The sequence below is a fragment of the Bradyrhizobium jicamae genome (assembly GCF_001440395.1).
Lineage (GTDB): Bacteria > Pseudomonadota > Alphaproteobacteria > Rhizobiales > Xanthobacteraceae > Bradyrhizobium > Bradyrhizobium jicamae.
In genome coordinates, this window is the sequence record NZ_LLXZ01000194.1 from 91,910 (window position 1) to 113,216 (window position 21,307).

Here is a 21,307-nt window from a genome sequence, read left to right on the forward strand (position 1 = left end):
GAGCGCAGCGTTAAATGGTGGGCACGGCGCTAACGCGCCTTTGCCCACCCTACGGCTCAAACCGCCGTCTTCGCCCCTTCCGCCGGCGGAAACACCACGCGGTCATCCGTACGGCAATAGCGGTCCGCGAACATGCGGCCGATCGGGTGATAGCGCTCCATGTGCACGCGCATCGCGGCGTGGTCCCACAATTCGTCACGGATGTGGAAGTGGATGCCTTCGCCCATCACCAGCAGTCGGTCGCCGTTGACGTCGATTTCCTTCCACGTCCTGCATTCCATCGCAAACGGCGCATCCGCCAGCCGTGGCACGGCGATTTTCGTCGAGGGCGCGAGTTTCAGATTCAGATAGTCCGGCTCGCCGACATCGGGCGGGAAGTCGCCGCTGGATTCATGCATCGCCTGTGCCAGCGGCTCGTCGGTCATGTTGACGACGAACTCGCCGGTCCGGCGGATATTGATCACCGTGTCCTTGATGCGCCCATCGGGCCGCAGATTGGCGGCGAACATGCAGAGCGGCGGATCCTCGCAGAACACGTTGAAGAAGCTGAACGGCGCCGCGTTGACCACGCCGGTCGGGCCGAGCGAGGTCACCCATGCGATCGGCCGCGGCAGCACGAAAGAGGTGAGCACCTTGTAGCGCTCGCGTGGTTTGAGGTCGGCGGGATCGTATTGCATGAGGGCTCCGCGTAGGGTGGGCAAAGCGCAGCGTGCCCACCATTTTGCGCGGGCGCAAGGTGTGGTGGGCACGGCGCTTGCGCGCCTTTGCCCACCCTACAACAGCTTACGGTTACGGCATGCTCAGTTCATGCCTTCCGACCACCATCCAGTGCACTTCGTCCGGGCCGTCGGCGAAGCGGAGGTGGCGGACGTCCTGGTACATTTCGCCGAGCGGGCTCCATTGCGAGATGCCGGTGGCACCATGCATCTGGATCGCCTGGTCGATGATCTTGCAGGTGCGCTCCGGCACCATCGCCTTGACCATGCTGACCCAGATCCGCGCCTCCTTGTTGCCGAGCACGTCCATCGCCTTGGCGGCCTTGAGCACCATCAGCCGCATCGCCTCGATCTCGCAGCGCGCCTGCGCGATGATCTGCAAATTGCCGCCGAGATGGGCGATTTTCTTGCCGAAGGCTTCGCGGGTGAGCCCGCGCGACACCATCAGGTCGAGCGCCTTTTCCGCCTTGCCGATGGTGCGCATGCAGTGATGGATGCGGCCGGGTCCGAGGCGCACCTGCGAGATCTCGAAGCCGCGGCCTTCGCCGAGCAGAATGTTCTCCTTCGGCACGCGGCAATTGTTGAAGCGCAGGTGCATGTGGCCGCGCGGCGCGTGGTCGTGGCCGAACACATGCATCGGGCCCAAAATCTCGACGCCGGGCGTGTCGATGGGCACCAGGATCTGCGACTGCTGCTTGCTCGGCGGCGCATCGGGATTGGTCTTCACCATCACGATCATGATCTTGCAGCGCGGATCCCCGGCGCCGGAGATGTAATACTTCTCTCCGTTGATGACCCATTCGTCGCCGACGAGCTTTGCCGTGGTCGAGATGTTCTTGGCGTCGGAGGAGGCGACGTTCGGCTCGGTCATCGCGTAGGCCGAACGGATCTCGCCGGCCAGCAGCGGCTTCAGCCACTTTTCCTTCTGCGCCTTGGTGCCGACGCGCTCCAGCACTTCCATGTTGCCGGTGTCGGGCGCCGAGCAGTTCATGGTCTCCGAGGCCAGCGGATTTTTCGCCAGCTCAACCGCGATATAGGCGTAGTCGAGGTTTTTCAGGCCCTGTCCGGTCTCGTCATCGGGCAGGAAGAAGTTCCACAATCCTTCCTCCTTGGCTTTGTCCTTGGCCTTCTGCAGCACTGCGAGCTGTTCCGGCGTAAAGCTCCAGCGGTCCTTCTTGGCCTCGCCAAGCCGCATGAACTCGACCGACATCGGGTCGACGGTTTCGCGGATGAATTTTTTGACGTGCTCGTAGAGCGGACGGACCTCGTCCGACATGCGCAAATCGTTCAGCTCTTCGCCCGGATTGAGATTGTAGGTCGTGGTTCGCGGGATATAGGCGTGTTTCATGAATATTCCTCCCATTTACGCAGGAATGTTGATCCCGCGGGCGTGCGCTTGGCTCGTTGGCTGGCAATGTAGACGGCGGGGAGGGCCTTGTACAAGCGCGCGCGGAGGACAACGATTTTCCGTCTCATGGGAAGCGGCGGCGCGCCGCTTCCTATTTCCGCCGCGCCTTCTGGTCGAACGCACTGATCACCGCGAGCGTCATTGCGGTGATGCCGGTTTCGATGGTCGGCTTCGGCACCGGCGCGAACAGCGGCGAATGATTTGACGGTATTGGCGCCCCGGCACCATTGCGTGCAGCAGCGATACGTTCCTGATCATAGACGCCGATGTTGAACATCATCGACGGCACGCCTGCGCCGGCGAATTCGGAGAAATCCTCGCTGGCGGTCCCCGGCGGCGAAACCCTGAACTTGTCGCCGAATGCTATCTTCAACACCTCGGCAGTGGCGGCGACCACATCGGGATCGTTCATGACGGGCTTGGCGCCCTCGAGGATACTGATCGTGGGCGCAGGTGCACCTGACATGGCGGCCTTTGCCGTTCGTTCGATCCCAGCATGCAATTTGGCGCGAACTTCCTGCTTGTAGGAGCGGATGGTGCCGGAGAGCTGCACGGAGTCGGGAATGATGTTTCCAACAGTGCCGCCGTGAATGGCGCCGATGGTCACGACGCCGAATTCGGTTGGATCCTTCTCTCGGCTGATCACGCCTTGGACGTCGACGATGAACCGGGCCGCAATCGCAACGGGATCGATGGTCGTGTGCGGCGCCGAACCGTGACCGCCGCGGCCGTGGAATGTCACCTCGAGACTGTCGGCGGCTGATGTGCCGACCCCGGAACGATAGAAGACCGTGCCGTGAGAGAATGGGCCGGCATGCAGGGCAAAGGCGGCGTCGGGCTTGGGAAAGCGCGTGAACAGGCCATGCGCAAGCATGGCACGGGCGCCGGACACGATCTCTTCTGCCGGCTGGGCGATGAACATCAGCGTGCCGCGCCATTGATCCTTCAGGCCAAGCAGCGTCTTTGCCGTTCCGACCCAGCTCGCCATGTGGATGTCGTGGCCGCAGCTATGCGCGACGAACACCTCCCGCCCGTTCCAGTTGGCCTTGTCGCGGCTCGCATAGTCGAGGCCGGTCTTCTCTTCCATCGGCAGCGCATCGAGCTCGGTGCGCACCATGATGGTGGGCCCGTCGCCATTCCGGTAGATGGCGACCAGCCCGGTCATGCCGACCTTCTCGGTGACCTCGAAGCCGAGCGCGCGCATTTCCGCGGCGAGCCTGGCGGCGGTCTTCACTTCCTGAAAGGCAAGCTCCGGATGGGCGTGGATCTCCTTGTAGAGCGTGTCGAGCTTCGGATAGTCGCTTTCGATCGAGGCCTGGATTGCCTTCTTCAGTTGGGCGACATCGAGTTCTGCATGGGCCGGCGCCAGACTTGCCGCGAGGAGTGCGACGGACGCTGCCAATGAGATGGTAAATCGATTCATGGCTTGGCGCTCCTTGATTGCGTTACAGCGCTCAGTGCGTAGGGTGGGCAAAGGCGCACTCGCGCCGTACCCACCATCCGTCCACAGTAAGCCGCTTAATGGTGGGCACGCTTCGCTTTGCCTACCCTACGATTCTACGATCTGCCTACGCCGGCATCCGGTGCATGGCGCAGATCTTGTTGCCGTCGAGATCGCGCAGATAGGCGAGATAGAGTTTGCCCGCAGAACCCTCGCGAATGCCGGGCGGGTTCTCGCAGGTCTTTCCGCCATTGGCGATGCCGGCCGCGTGCCACGCGTCAGCCTGCTCGGGGGAAGCAGCCGCAAAACCGATGGTGCCGCCGTTGGCGAACGTTGCCGGCTCGCCGTTGATCGGCTTCGACACCGAGAACACGCCGGTTTTGGTGAAGTAGAAGATGCGGTGGCCGTCGACCTTGGCCGGCCGGATATCGAGCGTGCCGAGCAGGGCGTCGTAGAACGCCTTGGCCTTTTCGAGGTCGTTGGTGCCGATCATCACATGCGAAAACATATTCTATATTCCTCCCGGTTCTTGGGGCGAATGGTCCACGCCGCCCGCCTGCGGGGAATGTAAACGGCTGCACGGGCGTTGCACAAGCGGGCAGGGCGAGGTGCGGGGGATGCAACGCCTATTCGGGCAATCCGGCCAGCTTCAACCCTTCATAGAAGCGGTTGCGTTCCTGCCAGAACGCAGGGTAGCGCGAGAGCTCCGAGGCTTTCAGGCCGCCGATCGTGTGGCCCGGCAGGCGCTTCCGATACTCCGCCAGATTCATCCTGGCCTGCTCGGCGCGGCCATGCAGCGCGTCGATTGCGGCGAGCCATTGCCAGGCAAAACCGTTCTGCGGGCTCGAGATGGTCGCCTGCCGCATATGCTCGTAGGCGGCATCGTCGCGGCGCAGATGGAATTCCGCCATGCCCAGCGTAAAGTGACCAAGGCTCACCTGCTCGGCATTGGTCGGATCAAGCCGCAGCGACAGCTTGACCGGTTCGGCGACTTGCTCGGGCCGGCCCTGCTGAAGCTTGAGGAAACCCAGCCGCTGCAGCGACCGTGGGTGGTTCGGATAGAGCGACAGCGCGCGCTGTACTGCCTGCTCGGCTTCGTCGATCCGTCCCTGCGTCGACAGCACGAGGCTTCGCACATAATTGGCGCGGGGATCGTTGGGCTGCAGCGCCAGCGAGCGCTCGATCGCCTGCGCGGCCAGCGCCGTCTGGTTGTGTGAATTACCGCTCGATCGGTTCAGCACCTCGGTGATGTGGCTGAGCGCCAGTCCCGAGAGCGCGCTGGCTGAATCGGGATCGATCTGCAGCGCCTGCTCGAACAGCGCGCGCGCCTGTTGTGGCGCCTCGCGCGTATGCACGCGTCTCAACAGTCGCCAGCCTTCAAGTGTCGGGTCGATGGCGGCGAAGGCGCGGCCGGCGTAGGGCTTTTCGAAGCTCCTGGAGTCGTCGATGCGGACCTTCAGTTCATTGGCGATGCGCGCCGTGATGTCGCGACGCCAGTTCCATCCGGCCTGTTCGCCATAGTCGAACCGCTCGGACCACAACAGCGCGCCTGTCGTCATCGACTGCAGTTTGACCGCGATCGAAACCGCTTCGCCCTGCCGCTGCAGACTACCGCTCAGGGCATAGGCGGCGTCCGATCGGCCGTCCGCGTTTCCTGCCGGAGGCGCAATCACGAGCGTGTCGGGCAGGCGAGACACTTCGATCGTCAAATCCTCGGTGACGGCCTCGGCGAGGTCGGCTGCATTCTGGCCGCCGACGCCGGCCAGCGCCAGAATGGTGATCGTCTGCTTGCCGACGACGGCGCCGGTTTGCCCGCGATGTGAAAGAGCGAACCAGAGCACGCCGACGAATGCGATCGCGGCTAGCAGGGCGAGAAGCAGCAGCAAAGATCCCCTGCGTGGAGATCGCAGCGACGCATCGTTGGCGGGCGCTGCATTTTCGGAGGGCTCGGGCGTTACTTCGGTGTCTGCCGTATTGCCCGGGGCTGCGTCAAACAGGTAACCGCGCCGCGGAACAGTCTTGATCAAACGCTGACCGCTGTCGCCGAGCGCTGCCCGCAACTCGCTGACGCATTGCACCAGCGAGTCGTCGGTGACGGTGACGTCAGGCCACACCGCTTCGATCAGTTCGTCCTTGGTCAACAGCCGGCCGGGATGACCAGCCAGATAAGCGAGCAACGCAAAGCTCTTGGGACGAAGGGAAGCCGCCGCGCCGCCGACGCGCAACTCGCCCCGGTCGAGATCGACATCGAAGCCGGCGAAGCGCCGTAGGCCGCCGGAACTTGTCGCTGGCGTGCTGCTGCCCGTGGCCATCGGCTCGGTTTTCGCGCCAATTTCGGCGTTCATTCGGCACTCTTTCGGGCGTTGCGGCGTCAGTCGAGCCCAAACTCTCCCAATCGAAACAGAACGCCGGCAATGCCGACGTCATGCTCGGCGCCGATCCTAGGCCAGATCGGCGGCTGCGGGAATGGCGTCCACCCGGACACGGAGAGCCATCATGACCATGAATCGACGCTTCTTTCTGGGCGCAGCCGCCGGCACCCTGGCGACCATGGGAAGTGCGCCGCCCAATCCGGCTTCCGCCCGGAATGCACGCGCAGCCGGGCAGGACCTCCACTATCGCAGCGTCAGCGAACTGCGGGCGCTGTTGGATGCGCGCAAGGTCTCCGCGGTCGAGCTGCTCGAGCAGAGCGTCCGCCGGATCGAGGCGCTGGATTCCCGCATCAATGCCGTGGTGGTGCGCGACTTCGAGCGGGGCCTTGCGACGGCGGTACAAGCGGATGCCGCGCTGGCGCGGGGCGAGCGCGGGCCGTTACTCGGCATACCCATGACGGTCAAGGAATCCTTCAATGTCGCGGGATTGCCGACCACCTGGGGATTGCCGGCAGGCCGCGACTGGCGGCCGGCTGAAGACGCCGTTGCCGCTGCTCGCCTGAAGGCGGCCGGCGCCGTGATCCTCGGCAAGACCAATCTCGCAATCGCCATCGCCGACTGGCAGAGCTTCAATCCGATCTACGGCACGACAAACAATCCCTGGGACATCACGCGCACGGCCGGCGGATCGTCCGGCGGCTCGGCGGCTGCACTGGCTGCCGGATACGTGCCGCTGGAGCTCGGTTCTGACCTCAGCGGCTCGACCCGGATACCGGCGCATTTGTGCGGTGTTTTCGCCCACAAGCCCACGTCCAATCTGGTCCCGCAACGCGGCCATGCGCCGCTGCGCTCGCCGGCGTTGGCGACCGATCTGACAAGTGGACTTGGCGTCTGCGGACCGATGGCTCGAACCGCTGCTGATCTTTCATTGGCGCTGGACGTGCTGGCAGGACCGGACGAGTCCGATGCGCTGGCTTACCGTCTTACCCTCCCGCCGGCGCGCCACGGAGCCTTGAAAGACTTTCGTGTCCTGATGCTCGATAGTCATCCCTTGTTGCCGGTGGCGAGCGAAATTCGCGCTGCGTTGGATCAACTCGCGGGCAGGCTATCGGCTGCGGGCGCGAAAGTTGCGCGGTCAAGCGCGCTGCTGCCCGATCTCGCCGAAACCGCACGCTTGCACACCCGTATGGTGCGCAACTTCGTCGCCTTCGGCCGGCCTCCGGAATTCTTCAAGCAACACCAGGACGAAGTTGCGGCACTCAAACCCGATGACGACAGTCTGAAGGCGTGGCGAACGCGCGCGCCCTTGCTTAATCATCACCAATGGATGGCGGCGGAAATCGCCCGCGCCCGGCTGCGCCAGCAATGGGCTGCCCTGTTCCGCGAATTCGACGTGGTGCTGTGTCCGCCATTTTCGGTGGTCGCATTCCCGCACGACCAGAAGCCGGATCAGGAGCAGCGCACGATCGACATCGATGGCGAAACCCACCCCTACCTCTCACTGATCGTCTGGTCGACGGTCGCGACGCCGCCGGGTTTGCCGGCCACGGTGATGCCGGTGGGCCGTTCCAAAGCCGGTCTTCCGATCGGCGTGCAGATCATCGGACCGTTGTTTGAAGACCGAACCCCGCTTGTCTTTGCGGGGTTGCTGGAGCGCGAATTCGGCGGTTTCGTCCGGCCACCGGAGCTTCAACTTTGATTTGACCTTTCCGGAGAGCGATCCGATCCCACCCGTGAACAGCGGGCGGGAACCGATCCGGCGGATTACGCTTTGGTAATCCGCCGTGCGTGCCCCCAGCCGCGCGGCGCCACGACGCACCATGGCCTCTTGAAGCGTCGGCGGGGCAGTTCCTACCTCTGGGATGCCAGCCACGGCTTATCGGCCGCAGGCTGTAGGGGAGACAACAATGAGCTATCTGAAGACTGCCATTCTATTGGCCGGTCTTACCGGCCTCTTCATGGGCGTCGGCTATCTGATTGGCGGCGCCACCGGTGCCATGATCGCGCTCGTGGTCGCGGCCGCCACCAACATATTTGCCTACTGGAATTCCGACCGCATGGTGCTGTCGATGTACGGCGCCCATGAGGTCGACCGCAACAGCGCGCCCGACCTCGTGCACCTCGTGGCCGAACTTGCCGGCCGCGCCGGCCTGCCGATGCCGCGCGTGTTTGTCATGGACGAGGCGCAGCCGAATGCGTTCGCCACCGGCCGCAATCCGCAGAACGCCGCGGTCGCCGTGACCACGGGCCTGATGCAACAGCTCAGCCGCGAGGAGCTCGCCGGCGTGATCGCGCACGAGCTCGCGCACATCAAGAACCACGACACGCTCTTGATGACCATCACCGCGACCATTGCCGGTGCGATCTCGATGCTGGCGCAGTTCGGCATGTTCTTCGGCGGCCATCGCAGCAACAACAGCGGCCCGGGCGTCATCGGCTCGATCGCCATGATGATCCTGGCGCCGCTCGGCGCCATGCTGGTGCAGATGGCGATCAGCCGGACCCGCGAATACGCCGCCGACGATCTCGGCGCGCGCATCTGCGGCCAGCCGATGTGGCTTGCATCCGCCTTGAGCAAGATTGCGGGGGCCGCGCATGTGGTGCCGAACCCGGAAGCCGAGCGCAATCCGGCCACCGCGCACATGTTCATCATCAACCCGTTGTCGGGGCAGGGCATGGACAATCTGTTCACCACGCACCCCGCGACCGAGAACCGCATCGCCGCCTTGCAGCAGCTTGCGGCGCAGATGGGCGCGCAGGGCGGAACGCTTTCCGTCAATGACCGCGGCAACTACCCGCGCCGCGGCCCGTGGGGCCGGACTTCCGCCTCACGCGGACCGTGGGGTTAAGCCGATAGAGCAGGAACCCGCCGCCGTCACCAGCGGCGGGTTTCGTCGTGCCGGCGATCAGCCGATATCCTTTCTTCTTGCGCCGCTCCTGTTGGTGAAACCCTATGGAGCGATCGTGCTTGCCCCCTATCGTGATACAGCATCGCAAAAAGGGGATCCCGGCATGGAACGGTTGGACGACCTCGAAGCATTCGTGGCCGTGGTCGAGAAGGGCAGTCAGGCTGCCGCCGCGCGCTACCTCCGGCGTCCGCTGCAATCCCTCAACCGCTCGCTGATCGCCCTGGAACGCGCCGTCGGTGTCGAACTCATCAAGCGCACGACGCGGCGATCGGAGCCGACGGAAGCCGGGCGAACGTTCTACGCGCGCATCAAGCCGGCCGTTGCCGAAATCATCGAAGCGCGGAACGAAGCCGCCAACATTCGCGGAGAGGTCTCGGGTTCGCTGAAGATTGGCGCGCCGGTGCTGTTCGCTTCGTCCTATGTCGCACCGATCATCGGCCGCTTTCTAAAACTCTATCCGAATGTCGAGATCGAGCTGAAGGCATCCGATGATCAGGTCGATCTGGTTGCCGGCGGGATCGACATGGCGGTGCGGATCGGCGAGTCCGTCGACGAACAGCTGACCGCGCGGCGGTTGCAGGCGCTGCGCGTCGTGACGTGTGGCGCGCCGTCCTACCTCGCAGAGCGTGGCACTCCGAAACATCCAGACGAACTCGAAAATCATCACTGCGTGCTGCGGGCGAGCACCGGCGGGGCCGACAAATGGCCGTTTCGCATCGGCGGCAAGTTGCAGGCGGTGAGGGTTTCCGGTCGCTTTCACTCGAACAGCGCCGCGGCGATCCGCGCGGTGGCCGGCGAAGGCATCGGCCTCGCGCAATTACCGCTTTGGCAGATCAGGGAGTTCGTCGAGCACGGCACGCTTGCGATCATTCTGCAGGAGTTCGAGACCGAGGGCATGCCGATCCAGCTTGTCTGGCCGCCGACGAAAGCGCCGCTGGAGCGCATGCGCCGCTTTGCCGATTTCCTCGCGAACGGTCTCAAGACGGAGCTGCTTTAATCCTGGAATATTCGGTAGCCCGGCGTGAGCAGATTGGCCGGATCAAGGCGCTGCTTGATTTCGCTGAATCGCGGCCAGATCGATCCGAAATGATCCCTCCAGTCGCCGTGGGACATCGTAAAGGCGCCGACCGGATACTGCACGCCGCCGGCACGGCGGATGCGATCATAGAGCGCCCGGTTCTGCGTCACCATGCGCTCCGCCGCAGCGGCATCGTTCGAGGCCGGCATGCGGATGACGTTGAACGGGAAGACGACGCTCTCGTCCGGCAGACGAAGCAGCGGCGTGCGGCATGCGCGCGTCTGCATTGGATAGCAGGTGATCCGTCCGAACGGCCCGACATCCGCCTCGGTCAATCCGGCAAGGATTTCGCGCGCAATCTGTTCCGCGTTGCGCCCGGGCAGGAATGTCAGCAGCCATGGCTTGGGCGTGGACCATTGGCCCTTCGATCGCAGCAGGGCTTCGAACTTTGCAAACGCGGCGGCGTCTTCACCATAGGTCAGGTCGGTTATCACGGCGGCGCTGCGCGAGTCCGATAGTCTCTTGAGCAGGGCTGCATCATCCGGCGGCCGGTCTCCGCTGTAGTACACGGCTCCGTCAAGCTGATATCGCCAGCCGCTGGCACCATCGGGGAGGATTGCTCCCTGCAACTGGTCGAAGCGTTCTTCCGCCAAGACGCGCCGCTGGTCGGCCATCAGTTCGGTCAGGCCAAGATAGAACAGTTGAAAGCGGCGCACGCGCTCCGGCGCGCGCTCCAGGCGCAAGGTCGCGCGTGTGATGATACCGCACTGGCCGAGCCCGGCGCGAACGGCGTCAAAGGCGGTCGGGTTCGATTCCGCCGAGCAGGTCAGTTCGCGGCCATCTCCAATAACGACGTCGAGTTCAAGAACATTGTCGGTCTGCATGCCGTGCCGGGAGGAAGCACCACCGATTCCGCCGACCGCCAGCGTGCCCCCGACCGACAGGCCGAGATAGTTGGTCAGCACCGGCGGCGTCAGGCCTTGCGCGAGCGTGGCGTCGAGCACGCTTTTCCAGGTGGCGCCGGCCTCGACCACAATGCGGTCCGCCCGGAGTTCACGGATCGATTTGAGCCTGTTCATGTCGATCACGATGCCGTCCTCGCTCAGCGAGCGACCGTAGATCGAATGCCCCTGTCCGCGCGCCGCAACCTTCAGTCCTTCGCTTCCTGCCAGGCGCAACAGGCTGGCGACCTCCGCACTGGAAACCGGTTGTGCGACCGCGCGCGGCTCCCGATGGATCAGGCGACCGAAATCGCCGCTCGCCTCGGTGCGAAGGCCGTCGCGTGATGGCATTTCGGCGGCATTGGCCTGCGTGGCGGCGGTCAGGCCACAGCTGTGTGAAGTAACCGCAGCGGCGATACCGAGACTGGTGCCCAAAAATTCGCGTCTGTCTGACGTCATGCAGCAATCCTCCATCGCCCAACCAAAAGCGAACTCAGTTGGGGTGATGTGAGTGAAGCTGGCTTCGATTATGCCGGGAAACAATTGCCGCCTTGCGCGATGGAGTTTCCCGCAAATCGGGATAGTTCTGGTGCCGTTGCGGCGGCCGCGGCGCAGATATCGTAGGGTGGGCAAAGCGTAGCGTGCCCACCATCAGCTAGTGCGATCGGTAATGATGGTGGGCACGGCGCGATCGCGCCTTTGCCCACCCTACGAAACTGCGAACTGATTTGCTTTCCGCGCAAGGGCAGGTCGCAGGCAGCGCCGTACCCAATCTCAAAACGCCGTATAGCCGCCATCGATCACAAAACAATCCGCCGTATGATACGACGACGCCTTGCTCATGATGTATACCGCGATGCCGCCGAAATCCGTCGGCTCGCCGAAGCGCCGCACTGGAATGCGCGGCATCACATTGGCGACGAATTTGTCGTTGGCCATGATGCCGGCGGTCATGTCGCTCTTGATCCAGCCGGGCAGGATCGCATTCGCGGTGACGCCGTGGCGCGCGAGCTCGACGGCGAGCGCGCGGCACAGCGCGTTCAGCGCCGCCTTCGTGCCGGCGTAATGCTCGTTGCGGGCGGTGCCGAACAGCGAGGCGAGGCTGGAGGTTGCGACCAGCCGGCCGAACTTGTCGCCGGCCTCCGCGCGCTCGGTCATGTGGCGGGCCGCCGCCTGGAATACGTGGAAGACGCCGTCGAGATTGGTCGCGAACATTCTTCGCCACTCTTCCTCGGTGCGGTCGATGAAGGATCGGCGTCCGCCGCCGCCGATACCGGCATTGGCAAAACAGCCATCGACGCGGCCGAATGTGTCGAGCGTCGCCTTCATCGCGGCCTTGACGGAGGCGGGATCGGAGACGTCGCAGATCTCTGTATGAACCTTGCCGGGGCCGGCCGACATGGTCGCCGCCGCGGCCTTGTTCTTGTCCGCGTTGCGGCCCCAGATCGAGACGTTGCAGCCCTGTGCGTTCAGCGCCTGCGCAATACCGAGGCCGATACCGCCATTGCCGCCGGTGATGACGGCCGTGCGGCCGGTGAGGTCAAAGATGCTCATGGGATGTTTCCAATTTGTTGAATGGCAGACTTGCGCCCGGTGGCGGGCAGATGTTCTGGCGCAAGCATGGACAACGCCGTCAGGAAAATCAAATATGGGCGCGACATCATCAGGTCTTCCGCGCAGCGAAATAGCGCGTAAACACAAGTCAAGAGGAAACAATGCAGTTCAAGCACGTCACGCTCGATTTCGACGGCCCGGTCGCCATTCTCAAGCTCGACCATCAGGAGGTGATGAACGCGGTCTCGATGGACATGTTGGGCGGTCTCGGCGAAGCGCTAGATGCGATCGACGACAGACGCGACGAAGTCCGCTGCGTCGTGCTGACGGGCGCCGGGCGCGCCTTCTGCACCGGCGCTAATCTGCAGGGCCGCAACAACCAGAAGCCCGGCAAGAGCAATGCCGGGCAATCGCTGGAGATCGGCTTTCACCCGTTCCTGCGTCGCATTCGCCGGCTGCATTGCCCGCTCGTCACCGCCGTCAACGGCCCCGCCGCGGGCGCCGGGATGAGCTTTGCATTGATGGGCGACATGATCCTGTGCGCGCGCTCTTCCTATTTCCTGCAGGCGTTCCGCCGTATCGGCCTGGTGCCGGATTGCGGCTCGACCTGGCTGTTGCCGCGGATGATCGGCAAGGCGCGCTCGGTAGAGCTGTCCTTGATGGGCGAGCGGCTGCCGGCCGAGAAGGCGCTCGAATGGGGCCTCGTCAACCGCGTCCATGACGATGCGGTATTGATGGAAGAGGCGATGAAGCTCGCGCATGATCTCGCCAACGGTCCGACGATTGCGCTGTCGCTGATCCGGAAACTCTATTGGGATAGCCCGGAAAACTCCTTCGAGGAACAGCTCAACCTCGAATATGAATCGCAGCGCCTCGCCGGCGCGGCGGAGGATTTCAAGGAAGGCGTCACCGCGTTCCTGGAAAAGCGTCCCGCCAAGTTCAAGGGCAAATGATCGAGGAACAACTCGGACGCTGCGTCGCCTCCTGGTATCCGGGAGCGACCGGCGTCACCGGCGCCGCAAAACTCTCCGGGGGCGCCAGCCAGGAGACCTGGACGTTCGACATCGTGCACGCCAGCGGCAATGTAGGCGCCATCCTGCGCCGCGCGCCACCGGGCTATGGCGCCTCGCCGGGCCGTGCCGCCGGGCTCGACGCCGAGGCGACGCTGATGCAACTCGCGTATGATGCCGGCCTGCCGTCGCCGCGGGTGATGCACGTGCTGACGCCAGAGGACGAACTCGGCCGCGGCTTCATCATGCAGCGCATCGAGGGCGAGACCATCGCGCGCAAGATCCTGCGCGACGAGCAATTCGCCAAGGCGCGACCGCTATTGGCGCGGCAGCTCGGCCGCGTGATTGCGGGCATCCATGGCCTGCCGGCGGCAAAACTGCCGAAGTTGCGCGAGATGAGCGCGACCAAGGAGATCGCCGACCTCGAGCGCGAATATCGCAGCTTCAACTGGCCGCGGCCAGTGTTCGAACTGGCGCTGCGCTGGCTGCGCGAGCGCGATCCTGGACAGTCGCAGGAGGTGACGCTGGTGCATGGCGATTTCCGCCACGGCAACCTCATCATCGGTCCCGATGGCGTTCGCGCCGTGCTGGATTGGGAACTCGCGCATTTCGGCGATCCGATGGAGGATCTCGGGTGGATCTGCGTCAACTCCTGGCGCTTCGGCGAGATCGACAAGCCGGTTGGCGGCTTCGGTACGCGCGAAGAGCTGTTCGCAGGCTATGAGGAAGCCGGCCGCACGGTCGATGCCGACAGGGTGATGTTCTGGGAAGTGATGGGCACGCTGCGCTGGGGCATCATGTGCTGCGGCATGATGCAGCGTTTTCGCAGCGGACCCGACCATTCGATGGAGCGCGCCATGATCGGGCGGCGTTCGTCGGAGACGGAAATCGATCTGTTGAGGTTGCTTGCTCCGAGAGGAGGGTGAGATGCAGGATGAGCCCACGCCTACCGAACTGATCAAGGCGGTCGCGGATTTCCTCCGCAACGAGATCGCACCGGGGATCAAGGGCCACAACGCCTTCAAGCTCCGCGTCGGCATCAACGCGCTTGACCTTGTGACGCGGCAGTTGGCGCTGGAGCAGGCGAGTGATGCGGCCGAGGCCGATCGGTTGAAGCAGTTGCTCGGCTCGGATGGCGCACTGTTCGAATTGAATCGTGCGCTCTGCGAAAAGATCGCCAGGGGCGAGGTCGATCTGCAGACGCCGGGGCTCACGGAACATCTGTGGCAGACGACCATGGACAAGCTCGCGGTCGACCAGCCGAATTACGCTTCGTACAAACGGGAGTTGGGGAATAAGTAGGGTAGCGACCAACTCTCCCGTCATTGCGAGGAGCGCAAGCGACGAAGCAATCCATCTATCCCCGGGTTGAGGCGTGGATTGCTTCGCTGCGTTCGCAATGACGGGGATGGAGCGTCGCGATCCCTACCGGCCCAGCCATTTCGGCGGCCGCTTCTCGGCAAACGCCTTCGGGCCCTCGATGTAATCCTGCGACGCCGCCATCGCCTTCACGGCCGGGTATTCCCGCTGCTCGGCGATCGCCTGTTCCAGCGATCCATCGAGCCCGCGCTGGATCGCCTGCTTGGAAGCACGGATCGACATCGGTGAGTTCTTGCAGATCGTCTCGGCCCAACGCTCCGCGGCAGCGAGCGCTTCGCCGGCGGGAACCACCTCATTCACAAAACCGAGTTCGAACCCCTCCTTGGCCGAGACGTGGCGCGCGGTGAGGATCATGCCCATGGCGCGCTTCAGGCCGATCTGCCGCGGCAGCCGGTGCACGCCGCCGGCCAGCGCGGCGAGGCCGACGCGCGGCTCGGGCAGGGCAAACGTCGCGTTGTCAGAGGCAATGATCAGATCGCAGGCCAGTGCGATCTCAAAACCGCCGCCCATCGCGACGCCATTCACTGCGGCGATGATCGGCTTGTCGCAGTCGAAACGCGAGGTGAGGCCGGCGAAGCCGCCCTTGTCCCAGCCGCGCTTGCCCCCGGCCGCCTGCCATTTCAGGTCGTTGCCGGCACAGAACGCCTTGTCGCCGGCGCCGGTGACGATCGCGACCCATTGTTCAGGGTCCGCGGAGAAGTCGTCGAACACCTTGTTGAGTTCGAAATGCGCGTCGATATGCAACGCATTGTACACTTCCGGCCGCGACAGCGTGATGATCGTGATCGGCCCCTTGCGCGTCACCTTGGAGAATTTCAGGTCCATGTTGGCTCCCGTTTCGATTTTCTGCGGAGAAGAATATTGGCCGCGATCATAGCGCGAGGCGCGCGCCTGAAACCATCCAATTACGCAAGGCCCCCGCGCATGCCAAGGTCAATTCCGTTGCTTGACTTGGACGCGGTCTTCTCAGCTAAATCGATCCGAGCAGGAGCGCTCCGTAGCGCCTAAACGCAAAAGCAATAAACGACATTTCCGGGAGAGAGACCTTGGATTTCAACCTGCCTGCCGACCTCACGGCCTATCTCGACGAACTCGACCGCTTCATCGCGCGCGAGATCAAGCCGCTGGAGGAGGCTGACGACAACATCCGCTTCTTCGACCACCGCCGCGAATGGGCGCGCACCGATTTCGAAAAGGGCGGCCTGCCGCGGCATGAATGGGAAGCGCTGCTGCGCAAGGCGAAGAATCTTGCCGATGCCGCAGGCCACCTGCGCTTCGCGATTCCGAAGCGCTATGGCGGCAAGGATGGTTCCAACCTCTGGATGGCCGTGATCCGCGAGCACTTTGCGTCAAAGGGCCTCGGTCTGCACAATGATCTGCAGAACGAGCATTCGATCGTCGGCAACCTGCCGCTTGTCACCATGCTCGACCGCTACGGCACCGATGAGCAGAAGGCGATGATCGAAGGCTCGATCACGGGGAAATTCCGCATCACCTTCGGCCTCACCGAGCCCGACCATGGTTCGGATGCGACGCATATGGAAACCAGGGCGGCGCAGGCGACGCGCGACAACGTCAAGGGCTGGATCATCAACGGCCAGAAGATGTGGACCACCGGCATGCATGTCGCGACCCACTGCGCGCTGTTCGCCCGCACCGCGGGCAATGACGGCGACGCGCGCGGCATCACCTGCTTCCTGGTGCCGGCGAAGAGCGAAGGTGTGAAGGTCGAGGAGTACATGTGGACCTTCAACATGCCGACGGATCATCCGCGCGTCAGCTTCACGGATGTATTCGTGCCGGAGGACGCCTTGTTCGGCGAGATCGGCCGCGGGCTGTCGCTGGCGCAATGTTTTGTGCACGAGAACCGCATCCGGCAGGCGGCAAGCTCGCTGGGCGCGGCGGTCTATTGCATCAACGAGAGCGTCAAATACGCGCGTGAACGAAAGCCGTTCGGCAGGGCGCTGGCCGAGAACCAGGCAATCCAGTGGCCGCTGGTCGAACTGGCGACGCAGGCCGAAATGCTGCGGCTGTTGATCCGCAAGACGGCATGGGAGATGGACCAGCTCACCCAGGCCCAGGTCGAGAACACGCTCTCCGACCGGGTCTCGATGTGCAACTACTGGGCAAACCGCCTGTGCTGCGAAGCCGCCGACCGCGCCATGCAGGTGCATGGCGGCATGGGCTATTCGCGCCACAAGCCGTTCGAGCACATCTACCGCCACCACCGCCGCTACCGCATCACTGAAGGCAGCGAGGAAATCCAGAAGCGGAAGGTGGCGGGGTTCCTGTTCGGCTACATGGGGGCGGGGAAACACTAGGAGCAAAGCCATGGAAGGTGGATGCGCCTGCGGACATATCCGCTATCGCCTGACCGGCAGGCCGCTGATCGTCAATGCCTGCCATTGCACCTGGTGCCAGCGCGAGACCGGCACTGTGCACGCGCTGAACGCGGTGTACGAGTTCGACCGGGTCGAGCATATCGCAGCGGAGCCGGAAATCATCGACACGCCATCGGCCAGCGGCAAGGGCCAGCGCATCGCGCGCTGCCCGGTCTGCAAGGTCGCCATCTGGAGCAACTATCCCGGCGCGGGTCCGGCGATGCGCTTCGTGCGCGTCGGCACCATGGACGTCCCGTCGCAATGCCCGCCGGACGTTCATATCTTCACGTCCACCAAGCAGCCCTGGGTAACGCTGCCGCCGGGTGCCAAGGTGTTCGCCGAGTTCTACGATATCAACGAGGTCTGGTCGGACGAAGCCAAGGAGCGGAGACGGGCGTTGCGGGAGCGGATGAAGAAGTAAGCGCTGCTACGTTCGTTCGGCCTTGCAAGGAATCGTAGGGTGGGCAAAGGCGCGTTAGCGCCGTGCCCACCATCTTGATGCGTGAAGGTGGCTGAAATAGTGAGCACGCTGTGCTTTGCCCACCCTACGAAGCGGGATCAATTCCCCTGCCGATCCTTGCCTGCCCAATACGGCTCGCGCAGATTCCGCCGCAAAATCTTCCCCGACGGATTGCGCGGCAGCGCGTCGAGAAATTCCACCGACTTCGGCGTCTTGAAGCCGGCGATGCGCTCGCGCGTAAAATTGATGATGTCGGTGGCGGTCGCCTGCTTGCCGGGCTTCACCACCACGATCGCCTTCACCGCCTCGCCCCATTTGTCGTCGGGGATGCCGATCACGGCGGCTTCGGCGACATCTGGATGATCGCAGATCGCGCTCTCGACCTCGGCCGGATAGATGTTCTCGCCGCCGGAGATGATCATGTCCTTGATGCGGTCATGGATATAGAGGTAGCCGTCCTCGTCCATGTAGCCGGCGTCACCGGTGCGCAGCCAGCCGTCGCTGCCGAGCGTTCTCGCGGTCGCCTCCGGCAGGTTCCAGTAGCCCGCCATGTTGGAGCCGGAGCGGGTGGCGATTTCGCCGACCTGGCGCGGCGGCAGGCGGTTGCCGTCGGGATCGAGGATTGCAAGCTCAATGCCGGGTAGCGCCTTGCCGGCCGAGCGCATGCGCTCCAGCCCCTCGACATGGTCTTCGGGCGGAAGGGCAACGATGGTGCCTGTCGTCTCGGTCATGCCGTAGAGCTGCACGAAGCCGCATTTGAACACCTCGATGCACTCCTTCAGGAGCGCGGCGGGAATCGGGGAGGCGCCGTAGAGCATGTATTTCAGGCGGGAAAAATCGACCTGCTTCGCCCGCGGCTGCCGCACCACGAACTGCATCGCCGCCGGCACCATGAACAGCTTTGTAATGCCGGACTGCTCGAGGAAATCCAGCACCTTGGTCGGATCGAATTCGCGCGCGATCACGCCCCTGGCGCCGTGATAGAGACCCATCACGCCCCAGCCGGAGCCGCCGATATGGAACACCGGCATCGCCACCAGCGAGACGTCATCCGTCGACCACGTGTTCCATTCCGGCTTCTCGGCCGCGTTGCCGGCGGTCGCGAGGTTGAGGAAGTTGGCATGCGACAGCATCGCGCCCTTGGGCTTGCCTGTGGTGCCCGAGGTATAGAGCTGGATCGCGATGTCCTGCGGGCTGATCGGCACCTTCGGATCGTCGCCGCTGGCCGCATCGCGCCAGGCCGTGAAATCCTGCCATTCCGGCGCACCGCCTTCGGTGGTGATGACGGTGCCGACATCGGGCAATTGCGGCTTGATGTTGCGAACCTGGGTGATGAACTCAGGCCCCACGAACAGCACCGGCGCCTTGCAGTCGCCGACGATGAAGGCGACCTCGGGGCCAGCGAGGCGCCAGTTGACCGGCGCCATCACCACCCGGGCCTTCATAGCCCCCATCAGCAGTTCGAAATAGAAGTCGCTGTTCTTGCCGAGATAGGCGATCCGCTCGCCCGGCTTGACGCCCATCGCAATCAGCGCGTTGGCGACGCGGTTGGTCCTGACGTCGAACTCGGCAAAGCTGGTCTGCCGTCCCTCGAACTCATAGGCGATGGCCTCGCCATACGTTCGTGCGCGTTCCCGCACCATCTCGACAAGGTCAGTCAATTCCTGCGAAGCGGACATGTCACTCCCGTATCGTCTTGTTATCGTTGCGCAGAGTTTGGCGTTATCGCGCGGCAAAGACAATACGGCTCGGTCGTTCCTGCGAAAGCCGGAACCCATACGCCGCGGCTCATCGGTAAAGACGATGCCGCCAATTGCCTTCGCAAAACCAACGCTGGTGGTTATGGGTCCCTGCTTTCGCAGGGACGACAACCTACCCCCTGGCCGCGCGGTCCTTCTCGTTCTGCGCCTTGATCGAGTCGCGCGCCTTGTTCCAGTCGTCGTCGCTCCAGTCGCGCAACTGATAGAAATTGCCGCCCATGGCGAGGGCCTGCGCGCCGTCCATGGCGATGGTTTCGCCGTTGATCCAGTCGCAGCCGCCGGAGATCAGGAACACGGCAAGATTCTGCAACTCCTCCATGGTGCCGACGCGGCCCATCGGGTTCTGCGCCCGGGTGCGCGCGCCGGCCTCGTCGCCGGGCTTGATGCGCTTGCTCATGCCCTCGGTCGGGATTTCACCTGGCGCAATCGTGTTGAGGCGGATGCCGTGTCTACCCCATTCGACCGCAAGCGACATCGTCATGGCGTGGATCGCCGATTTGCTCATCGCCGACGGCACCACATAGGGCGAGCCGTTGCGCACCCAGGTCACCGTGATCGACACCACGTTGCCGCGGTGGCCTCCGGCGATCCAGCGCCGTCCGACCGCATGTGTCACATAGAAGGTGCCGTGCATCACGATGTTGGCGACCGCATCGAAGCCGCGCGGCGAAAGCTCTTCCGAGCGCGAGATGAAATTGCCGGCGGCGTTGTTGATGAGGTCGGTGAGGGGACCCGAGGTCCAGATCTGCTCGATCATTTCATCGACCGCCATCGCATTGCGGATGTCGACGCCGTGGCTGACCACGCGCCCGCCATGCAGGTCCATCAATTCGGTTGCAGTCTCGTCGCACACAATTTTGCGTCGGCCGCAGATGTGGACCTCGGCTCCCAGTTGCAGGAACCGCGCGGCCATGGACTTGCCGAGGCCGGTGCCGCCTCCGGTCACGAGAATGCGGCGCCCGGCGAGAAGCTGATCGTTGAACATCGTTTCCACCCACGGGATTGTCTGTTAATTGGTCGATTGACTAAAACCGGACAATTCCGTTCTGTAAAGCCGCAACAGCGGTATCAGCGAGGAGATTTTCATGGAGCAACGCGTCGCGATCTCGATTTCGGACGGTATCGCCGATGTCCGGCTGGTGCGGGCCGACAAGATGAATGCGCTCGATGCTGCCATGTTCGAGGCGCTGGTGGCGGCGACCGAGCGGCTGGCGCATGAAAAAGGCGTCCGGGTGGTAGTATTGTCGGGGGAGGGACGGGCGTTTTGCGCCGGTCTCGATATGGGGCGCTTCCAGGCCATGAAGGAAAATGGCGGTAACGGGATCGCCGGTGGCGAGAAACGCGACCTCACTGCACGCACCCATGGTCTCGCGAACTTTCCGCAAGCTGCGGTCTGGGGCTGGCGCCAGCTTCCGGTGCCTGTCATCGCTGCGATTCAGGGCGTGGCGTTCGGCGGCGGCTTCCAGCTTGCGCTCGGCGCCGACATGCGCTTCCTCACGCCCGACGCGCGGATGTCGATCATGGAAATCAAATGGGGCCTGGTGCCCGACATGGCGGGCACGCCGATCCTCGCCAGCCTCGTCCGCGACGATATTTTGCGGGATCTGACCTATACCGGTCGCATCTTCTCCGCGCAGGAAGCCATGAGCTACGGGCTTGCGACGCGGATCTGCGACGATCCCCGCGCGGCGGCGTTCGAAGTTGCGCGCGAGATCGCCGGCAACAGCCCCGATGCGATCCGCGCCGCCAAGCGCATGCTCAACAAGCTGTCCGTCGATCCGGCGCCGGCGCTGCTGGCTGAATCCGTCGAGCAGCAGAAACTGATCGGCAGCCCCAACCAGACCGAGGCGGTGCGTGCCAATATGGAAAAACGCGCGCCGCGGTTTGCGGAGGCGGGATAGTTTAATCCGTCATTCCGGGATGGTGCGTTAGCACCAGACCCGGAATCTCGAGATTC

Annotated in this window: 20 protein-coding genes; 9 read left to right on the plus strand and 11 right to left on the minus strand. The window is 63.8% G+C overall.

Annotated features, from left to right (window positions below):
- Window positions 1-56: 56 nt before the first annotated feature.
- The 5 genes from CQ12_RS33570 to CQ12_RS33590 form a co-directional block, all read right to left on the minus strand.
- Window positions 57-677 carry a flavin reductase family protein gene (locus tag CQ12_RS33570; RefSeq protein ID WP_057839565.1) on the minus strand — a complete coding sequence of 207 codons (621 nt, stop codon included), beginning with the start codon at window positions 675-677 and terminating at the stop codon, window positions 57-59.
- A 112-nt stretch (window positions 678-789) separates the two neighbouring features.
- Window positions 790-2,064, minus strand: coding sequence for an acyl-CoA dehydrogenase family protein (locus CQ12_RS33575; protein ID WP_057839566.1), 1,275 nt, complete (start codon window positions 2,062-2,064; stop codon window positions 790-792).
- A gap of 151 nt (window positions 2,065-2,215) precedes the next feature.
- Window positions 2,216-3,547 (minus strand): amidohydrolase, encoded by a 1,332-nt coding sequence (locus CQ12_RS33580; RefSeq protein WP_057839567.1) that lies wholly within the window; start codon window positions 3,545-3,547, stop codon window positions 2,216-2,218.
- A 145-nt stretch (window positions 3,548-3,692) separates the two neighbouring features.
- Entirely contained in the window at window positions 3,693-4,073 is a 381-nt protein-coding gene (locus CQ12_RS33585; RefSeq protein WP_057839568.1) for a VOC family protein, read from the minus strand.
- Window positions 4,074-4,191: 118 nt separating this feature from the next.
- On the minus strand, window positions 4,192-5,910 hold the full coding sequence (locus CQ12_RS33590) for a winged helix-turn-helix domain-containing protein (RefSeq protein ID WP_057839569.1): 1,719 nt from the start codon (window positions 5,908-5,910) through the stop codon (window positions 4,192-4,194).
- Window positions 5,911-6,115: 205 nt separating this feature from the next.
- On the opposite strand from CQ12_RS33590, the gene CQ12_RS33595 reads away from it, so the two are divergent.
- From CQ12_RS33595 to CQ12_RS33605, 3 genes are all read left to right on the plus strand, one after another.
- Window positions 6,116-7,636 carry an amidase gene (locus CQ12_RS33595; protein WP_157088643.1) on the plus strand — a complete coding sequence of 507 codons (1,521 nt, stop codon included), beginning with the start codon at window positions 6,116-6,118 and terminating at the stop codon, window positions 7,634-7,636.
- A gap of 208 nt (window positions 7,637-7,844) precedes the next feature.
- Window positions 7,845-8,786: a zinc metalloprotease HtpX gene (htpX, locus tag CQ12_RS33600; RefSeq protein WP_057839570.1), complete on the plus strand. Its 942-nt coding sequence runs from the start codon at window positions 7,845-7,847 to the stop codon at window positions 8,784-8,786.
- Window positions 8,787-8,949: 163 nt separating this feature from the next.
- Window positions 8,950-9,843, plus strand: coding sequence for a LysR family transcriptional regulator (locus CQ12_RS33605; protein WP_057839571.1), 894 nt, complete (start codon window positions 8,950-8,952; stop codon window positions 9,841-9,843).
- Here CQ12_RS33605 and CQ12_RS33610 read toward each other — a convergent pair.
- From CQ12_RS33610 to CQ12_RS44470, 3 genes are all read right to left on the minus strand, one after another.
- Window positions 9,840-11,264, minus strand: coding sequence for an FAD-binding protein (locus CQ12_RS33610; RefSeq protein WP_057839572.1), 1,425 nt, complete (start codon window positions 11,262-11,264; stop codon window positions 9,840-9,842). The genes CQ12_RS33605 and CQ12_RS33610 overlap by 4 nt on opposite strands.
- A gap of 315 nt (window positions 11,265-11,579) precedes the next feature.
- A complete protein-coding gene (locus CQ12_RS33615) occupies window positions 11,580-12,359 on the minus strand; it encodes an SDR family NAD(P)-dependent oxidoreductase (RefSeq protein ID WP_057839573.1) in 780 nt (259 codons plus the stop codon).
- The gene (locus CQ12_RS44470) at window positions 12,356-12,535 is read right to left on the minus strand and encodes a hypothetical protein (RefSeq protein ID WP_157088642.1); all 180 of its coding nucleotides are present in this window, start codon (window positions 12,533-12,535) and stop codon (window positions 12,356-12,358) included. The genes CQ12_RS33615 and CQ12_RS44470 overlap by 4 nt, the downstream gene beginning before the upstream one ends.
- On the opposite strand from CQ12_RS44470, the gene CQ12_RS33620 reads away from it, so the two are divergent.
- Genes CQ12_RS33620 through CQ12_RS33630 form a run of 3 tightly spaced genes read left to right on the plus strand, consistent with a single transcriptional unit; the run spans window position 12,521 to window position 14,671 of the window.
- Window positions 12,521-13,312 (plus strand): enoyl-CoA hydratase/isomerase, encoded by a 792-nt coding sequence (locus CQ12_RS33620; protein ID WP_057839574.1) that lies wholly within the window; start codon window positions 12,521-12,523, stop codon window positions 13,310-13,312. The two genes, CQ12_RS44470 and CQ12_RS33620, sit on opposite strands and share 15 nt — an antisense overlap.
- Window positions 13,309-14,295: a phosphotransferase family protein gene (locus CQ12_RS33625; RefSeq protein WP_057839575.1), complete on the plus strand. Its 987-nt coding sequence runs from the start codon at window positions 13,309-13,311 to the stop codon at window positions 14,293-14,295. The genes CQ12_RS33620 and CQ12_RS33625 overlap by 4 nt, the downstream gene beginning before the upstream one ends.
- Window position 14,296: 1 nt before the next feature.
- Complete coding sequence (locus CQ12_RS33630) at window positions 14,297-14,671, plus strand: DUF6285 domain-containing protein (protein WP_057839576.1); 375 nt, start codon at window positions 14,297-14,299, stop codon at window positions 14,669-14,671.
- A 123-nt stretch (window positions 14,672-14,794) separates the two neighbouring features.
- On the opposite strand, the gene CQ12_RS33635 is transcribed toward CQ12_RS33630, so the two are convergent.
- Complete coding sequence (locus CQ12_RS33635) at window positions 14,795-15,574, minus strand: enoyl-CoA hydratase-related protein (protein ID WP_057839577.1); 780 nt, start codon at window positions 15,572-15,574, stop codon at window positions 14,795-14,797.
- A gap of 221 nt (window positions 15,575-15,795) precedes the next feature.
- Here CQ12_RS33635 and CQ12_RS33640 point away from each other — a divergent pair, with 221 nt between their 5' ends.
- Window positions 15,796-17,070: an acyl-CoA dehydrogenase family protein gene (locus CQ12_RS33640; protein ID WP_057839578.1), complete on the plus strand. Its 1,275-nt coding sequence runs from the start codon at window positions 15,796-15,798 to the stop codon at window positions 17,068-17,070.
- Window positions 17,071-17,080: 10 nt separating this feature from the next.
- Complete coding sequence (locus tag CQ12_RS33645; protein WP_057839579.1) at window positions 17,081-17,551, plus strand: GFA family protein; 471 nt, start codon at window positions 17,081-17,083, stop codon at window positions 17,549-17,551.
- Window positions 17,552-17,688: 137 nt separating this feature from the next.
- Here CQ12_RS33645 and CQ12_RS33650 read toward each other — a convergent pair whose 3' ends face one another.
- Both CQ12_RS33650 and CQ12_RS33655 read right to left on the minus strand, forming a co-directional pair.
- A complete protein-coding gene (locus tag CQ12_RS33650) occupies window positions 17,689-19,269 on the minus strand; it encodes a fatty acid--CoA ligase (protein WP_057839580.1) in 1,581 nt (526 codons plus the stop codon).
- A 193-nt stretch (window positions 19,270-19,462) separates the two neighbouring features.
- Entirely contained in the window at window positions 19,463-20,335 is an 873-nt protein-coding gene (locus CQ12_RS33655; RefSeq protein WP_057839581.1) for an SDR family oxidoreductase, read from the minus strand.
- A 100-nt stretch (window positions 20,336-20,435) separates the two neighbouring features.
- Between CQ12_RS33655 and CQ12_RS33660 the strand changes: the two genes are divergently transcribed.
- Window positions 20,436-21,251 (plus strand): crotonase/enoyl-CoA hydratase family protein, encoded by an 816-nt coding sequence (locus tag CQ12_RS33660; protein WP_057839582.1) that lies wholly within the window; start codon window positions 20,436-20,438, stop codon window positions 21,249-21,251.
- The last annotated feature ends 56 nt before the right edge of the window (window positions 21,252-21,307 follow it).

Excerpts from the sequence above, each read along its gene's own strand:
- CQ12_RS33630 (WP_057839576.1), top strand. The coding sequence starts at position 14,297 with ATGCAGGATGAGCCCACGCCTACCGAACTGATCAAGGCGGTCGCGGAT.
- CQ12_RS33660 (WP_057839582.1), top strand. The coding sequence starts at position 20,436 with ATGGAGCAACGCGTCGCGATCTCGATTTCGGACGGTATCGCCGATGTC.
- CQ12_RS33590 (WP_057839569.1), bottom strand. The coding sequence starts at position 5,910 with ATGAACGCCGAAATTGGCGCGAAAACCGAGCCGATGGCCACGGGCAGC.
- CQ12_RS33615 (WP_057839573.1), bottom strand. The coding sequence starts at position 12,359 with ATGAGCATCTTTGACCTCACCGGCCGCACGGCCGTCATCACCGGCGGC.
- CQ12_RS33650 (WP_057839580.1), bottom strand. The coding sequence starts at position 19,269 with ATGTCCGCTTCGCAGGAATTGACTGACCTTGTCGAGATGGTGCGGGAA.
- CQ12_RS33595 (WP_157088643.1), top strand. The coding sequence starts at position 6,116 with ATGGGAAGTGCGCCGCCCAATCCGGCTTCCGCCCGGAATGCACGCGCA.
- CQ12_RS33585 (WP_057839568.1), bottom strand. The coding sequence starts at position 4,073 with ATGTTTTCGCATGTGATGATCGGCACCAACGACCTCGAAAAGGCCAAG.
- CQ12_RS33580 (WP_057839567.1), bottom strand. The coding sequence starts at position 3,547 with ATGAATCGATTTACCATCTCATTGGCAGCGTCCGTCGCACTCCTCGCG.
- CQ12_RS33655 (WP_057839581.1), bottom strand. The coding sequence starts at position 20,335 with ATGTTCAACGATCAGCTTCTCGCCGGGCGCCGCATTCTCGTGACCGGA.
- htpX (WP_057839570.1), top strand. The coding sequence starts at position 7,845 with ATGAGCTATCTGAAGACTGCCATTCTATTGGCCGGTCTTACCGGCCTC.
- CQ12_RS33610 (WP_057839572.1), bottom strand. The coding sequence starts at position 11,264 with ATGACGTCAGACAGACGCGAATTTTTGGGCACCAGTCTCGGTATCGCC.
- CQ12_RS33635 (WP_057839577.1), bottom strand. The coding sequence starts at position 15,574 with ATGGACCTGAAATTCTCCAAGGTGACGCGCAAGGGGCCGATCACGATC.
- CQ12_RS33605 (WP_057839571.1), top strand. The coding sequence starts at position 8,950 with ATGGAACGGTTGGACGACCTCGAAGCATTCGTGGCCGTGGTCGAGAAG.
- CQ12_RS33570 (WP_057839565.1), bottom strand. The coding sequence starts at position 677 with ATGCAATACGATCCCGCCGACCTCAAACCACGCGAGCGCTACAAGGTG.
- CQ12_RS33575 (WP_057839566.1), bottom strand. The coding sequence starts at position 2,064 with ATGAAACACGCCTATATCCCGCGAACCACGACCTACAATCTCAATCCG.
- CQ12_RS33645 (WP_057839579.1), top strand. The coding sequence starts at position 17,081 with ATGGAAGGTGGATGCGCCTGCGGACATATCCGCTATCGCCTGACCGGC.
- CQ12_RS33620 (WP_057839574.1), top strand. The coding sequence starts at position 12,521 with ATGCAGTTCAAGCACGTCACGCTCGATTTCGACGGCCCGGTCGCCATT.
- CQ12_RS33625 (WP_057839575.1), top strand. The coding sequence starts at position 13,309 with ATGATCGAGGAACAACTCGGACGCTGCGTCGCCTCCTGGTATCCGGGA.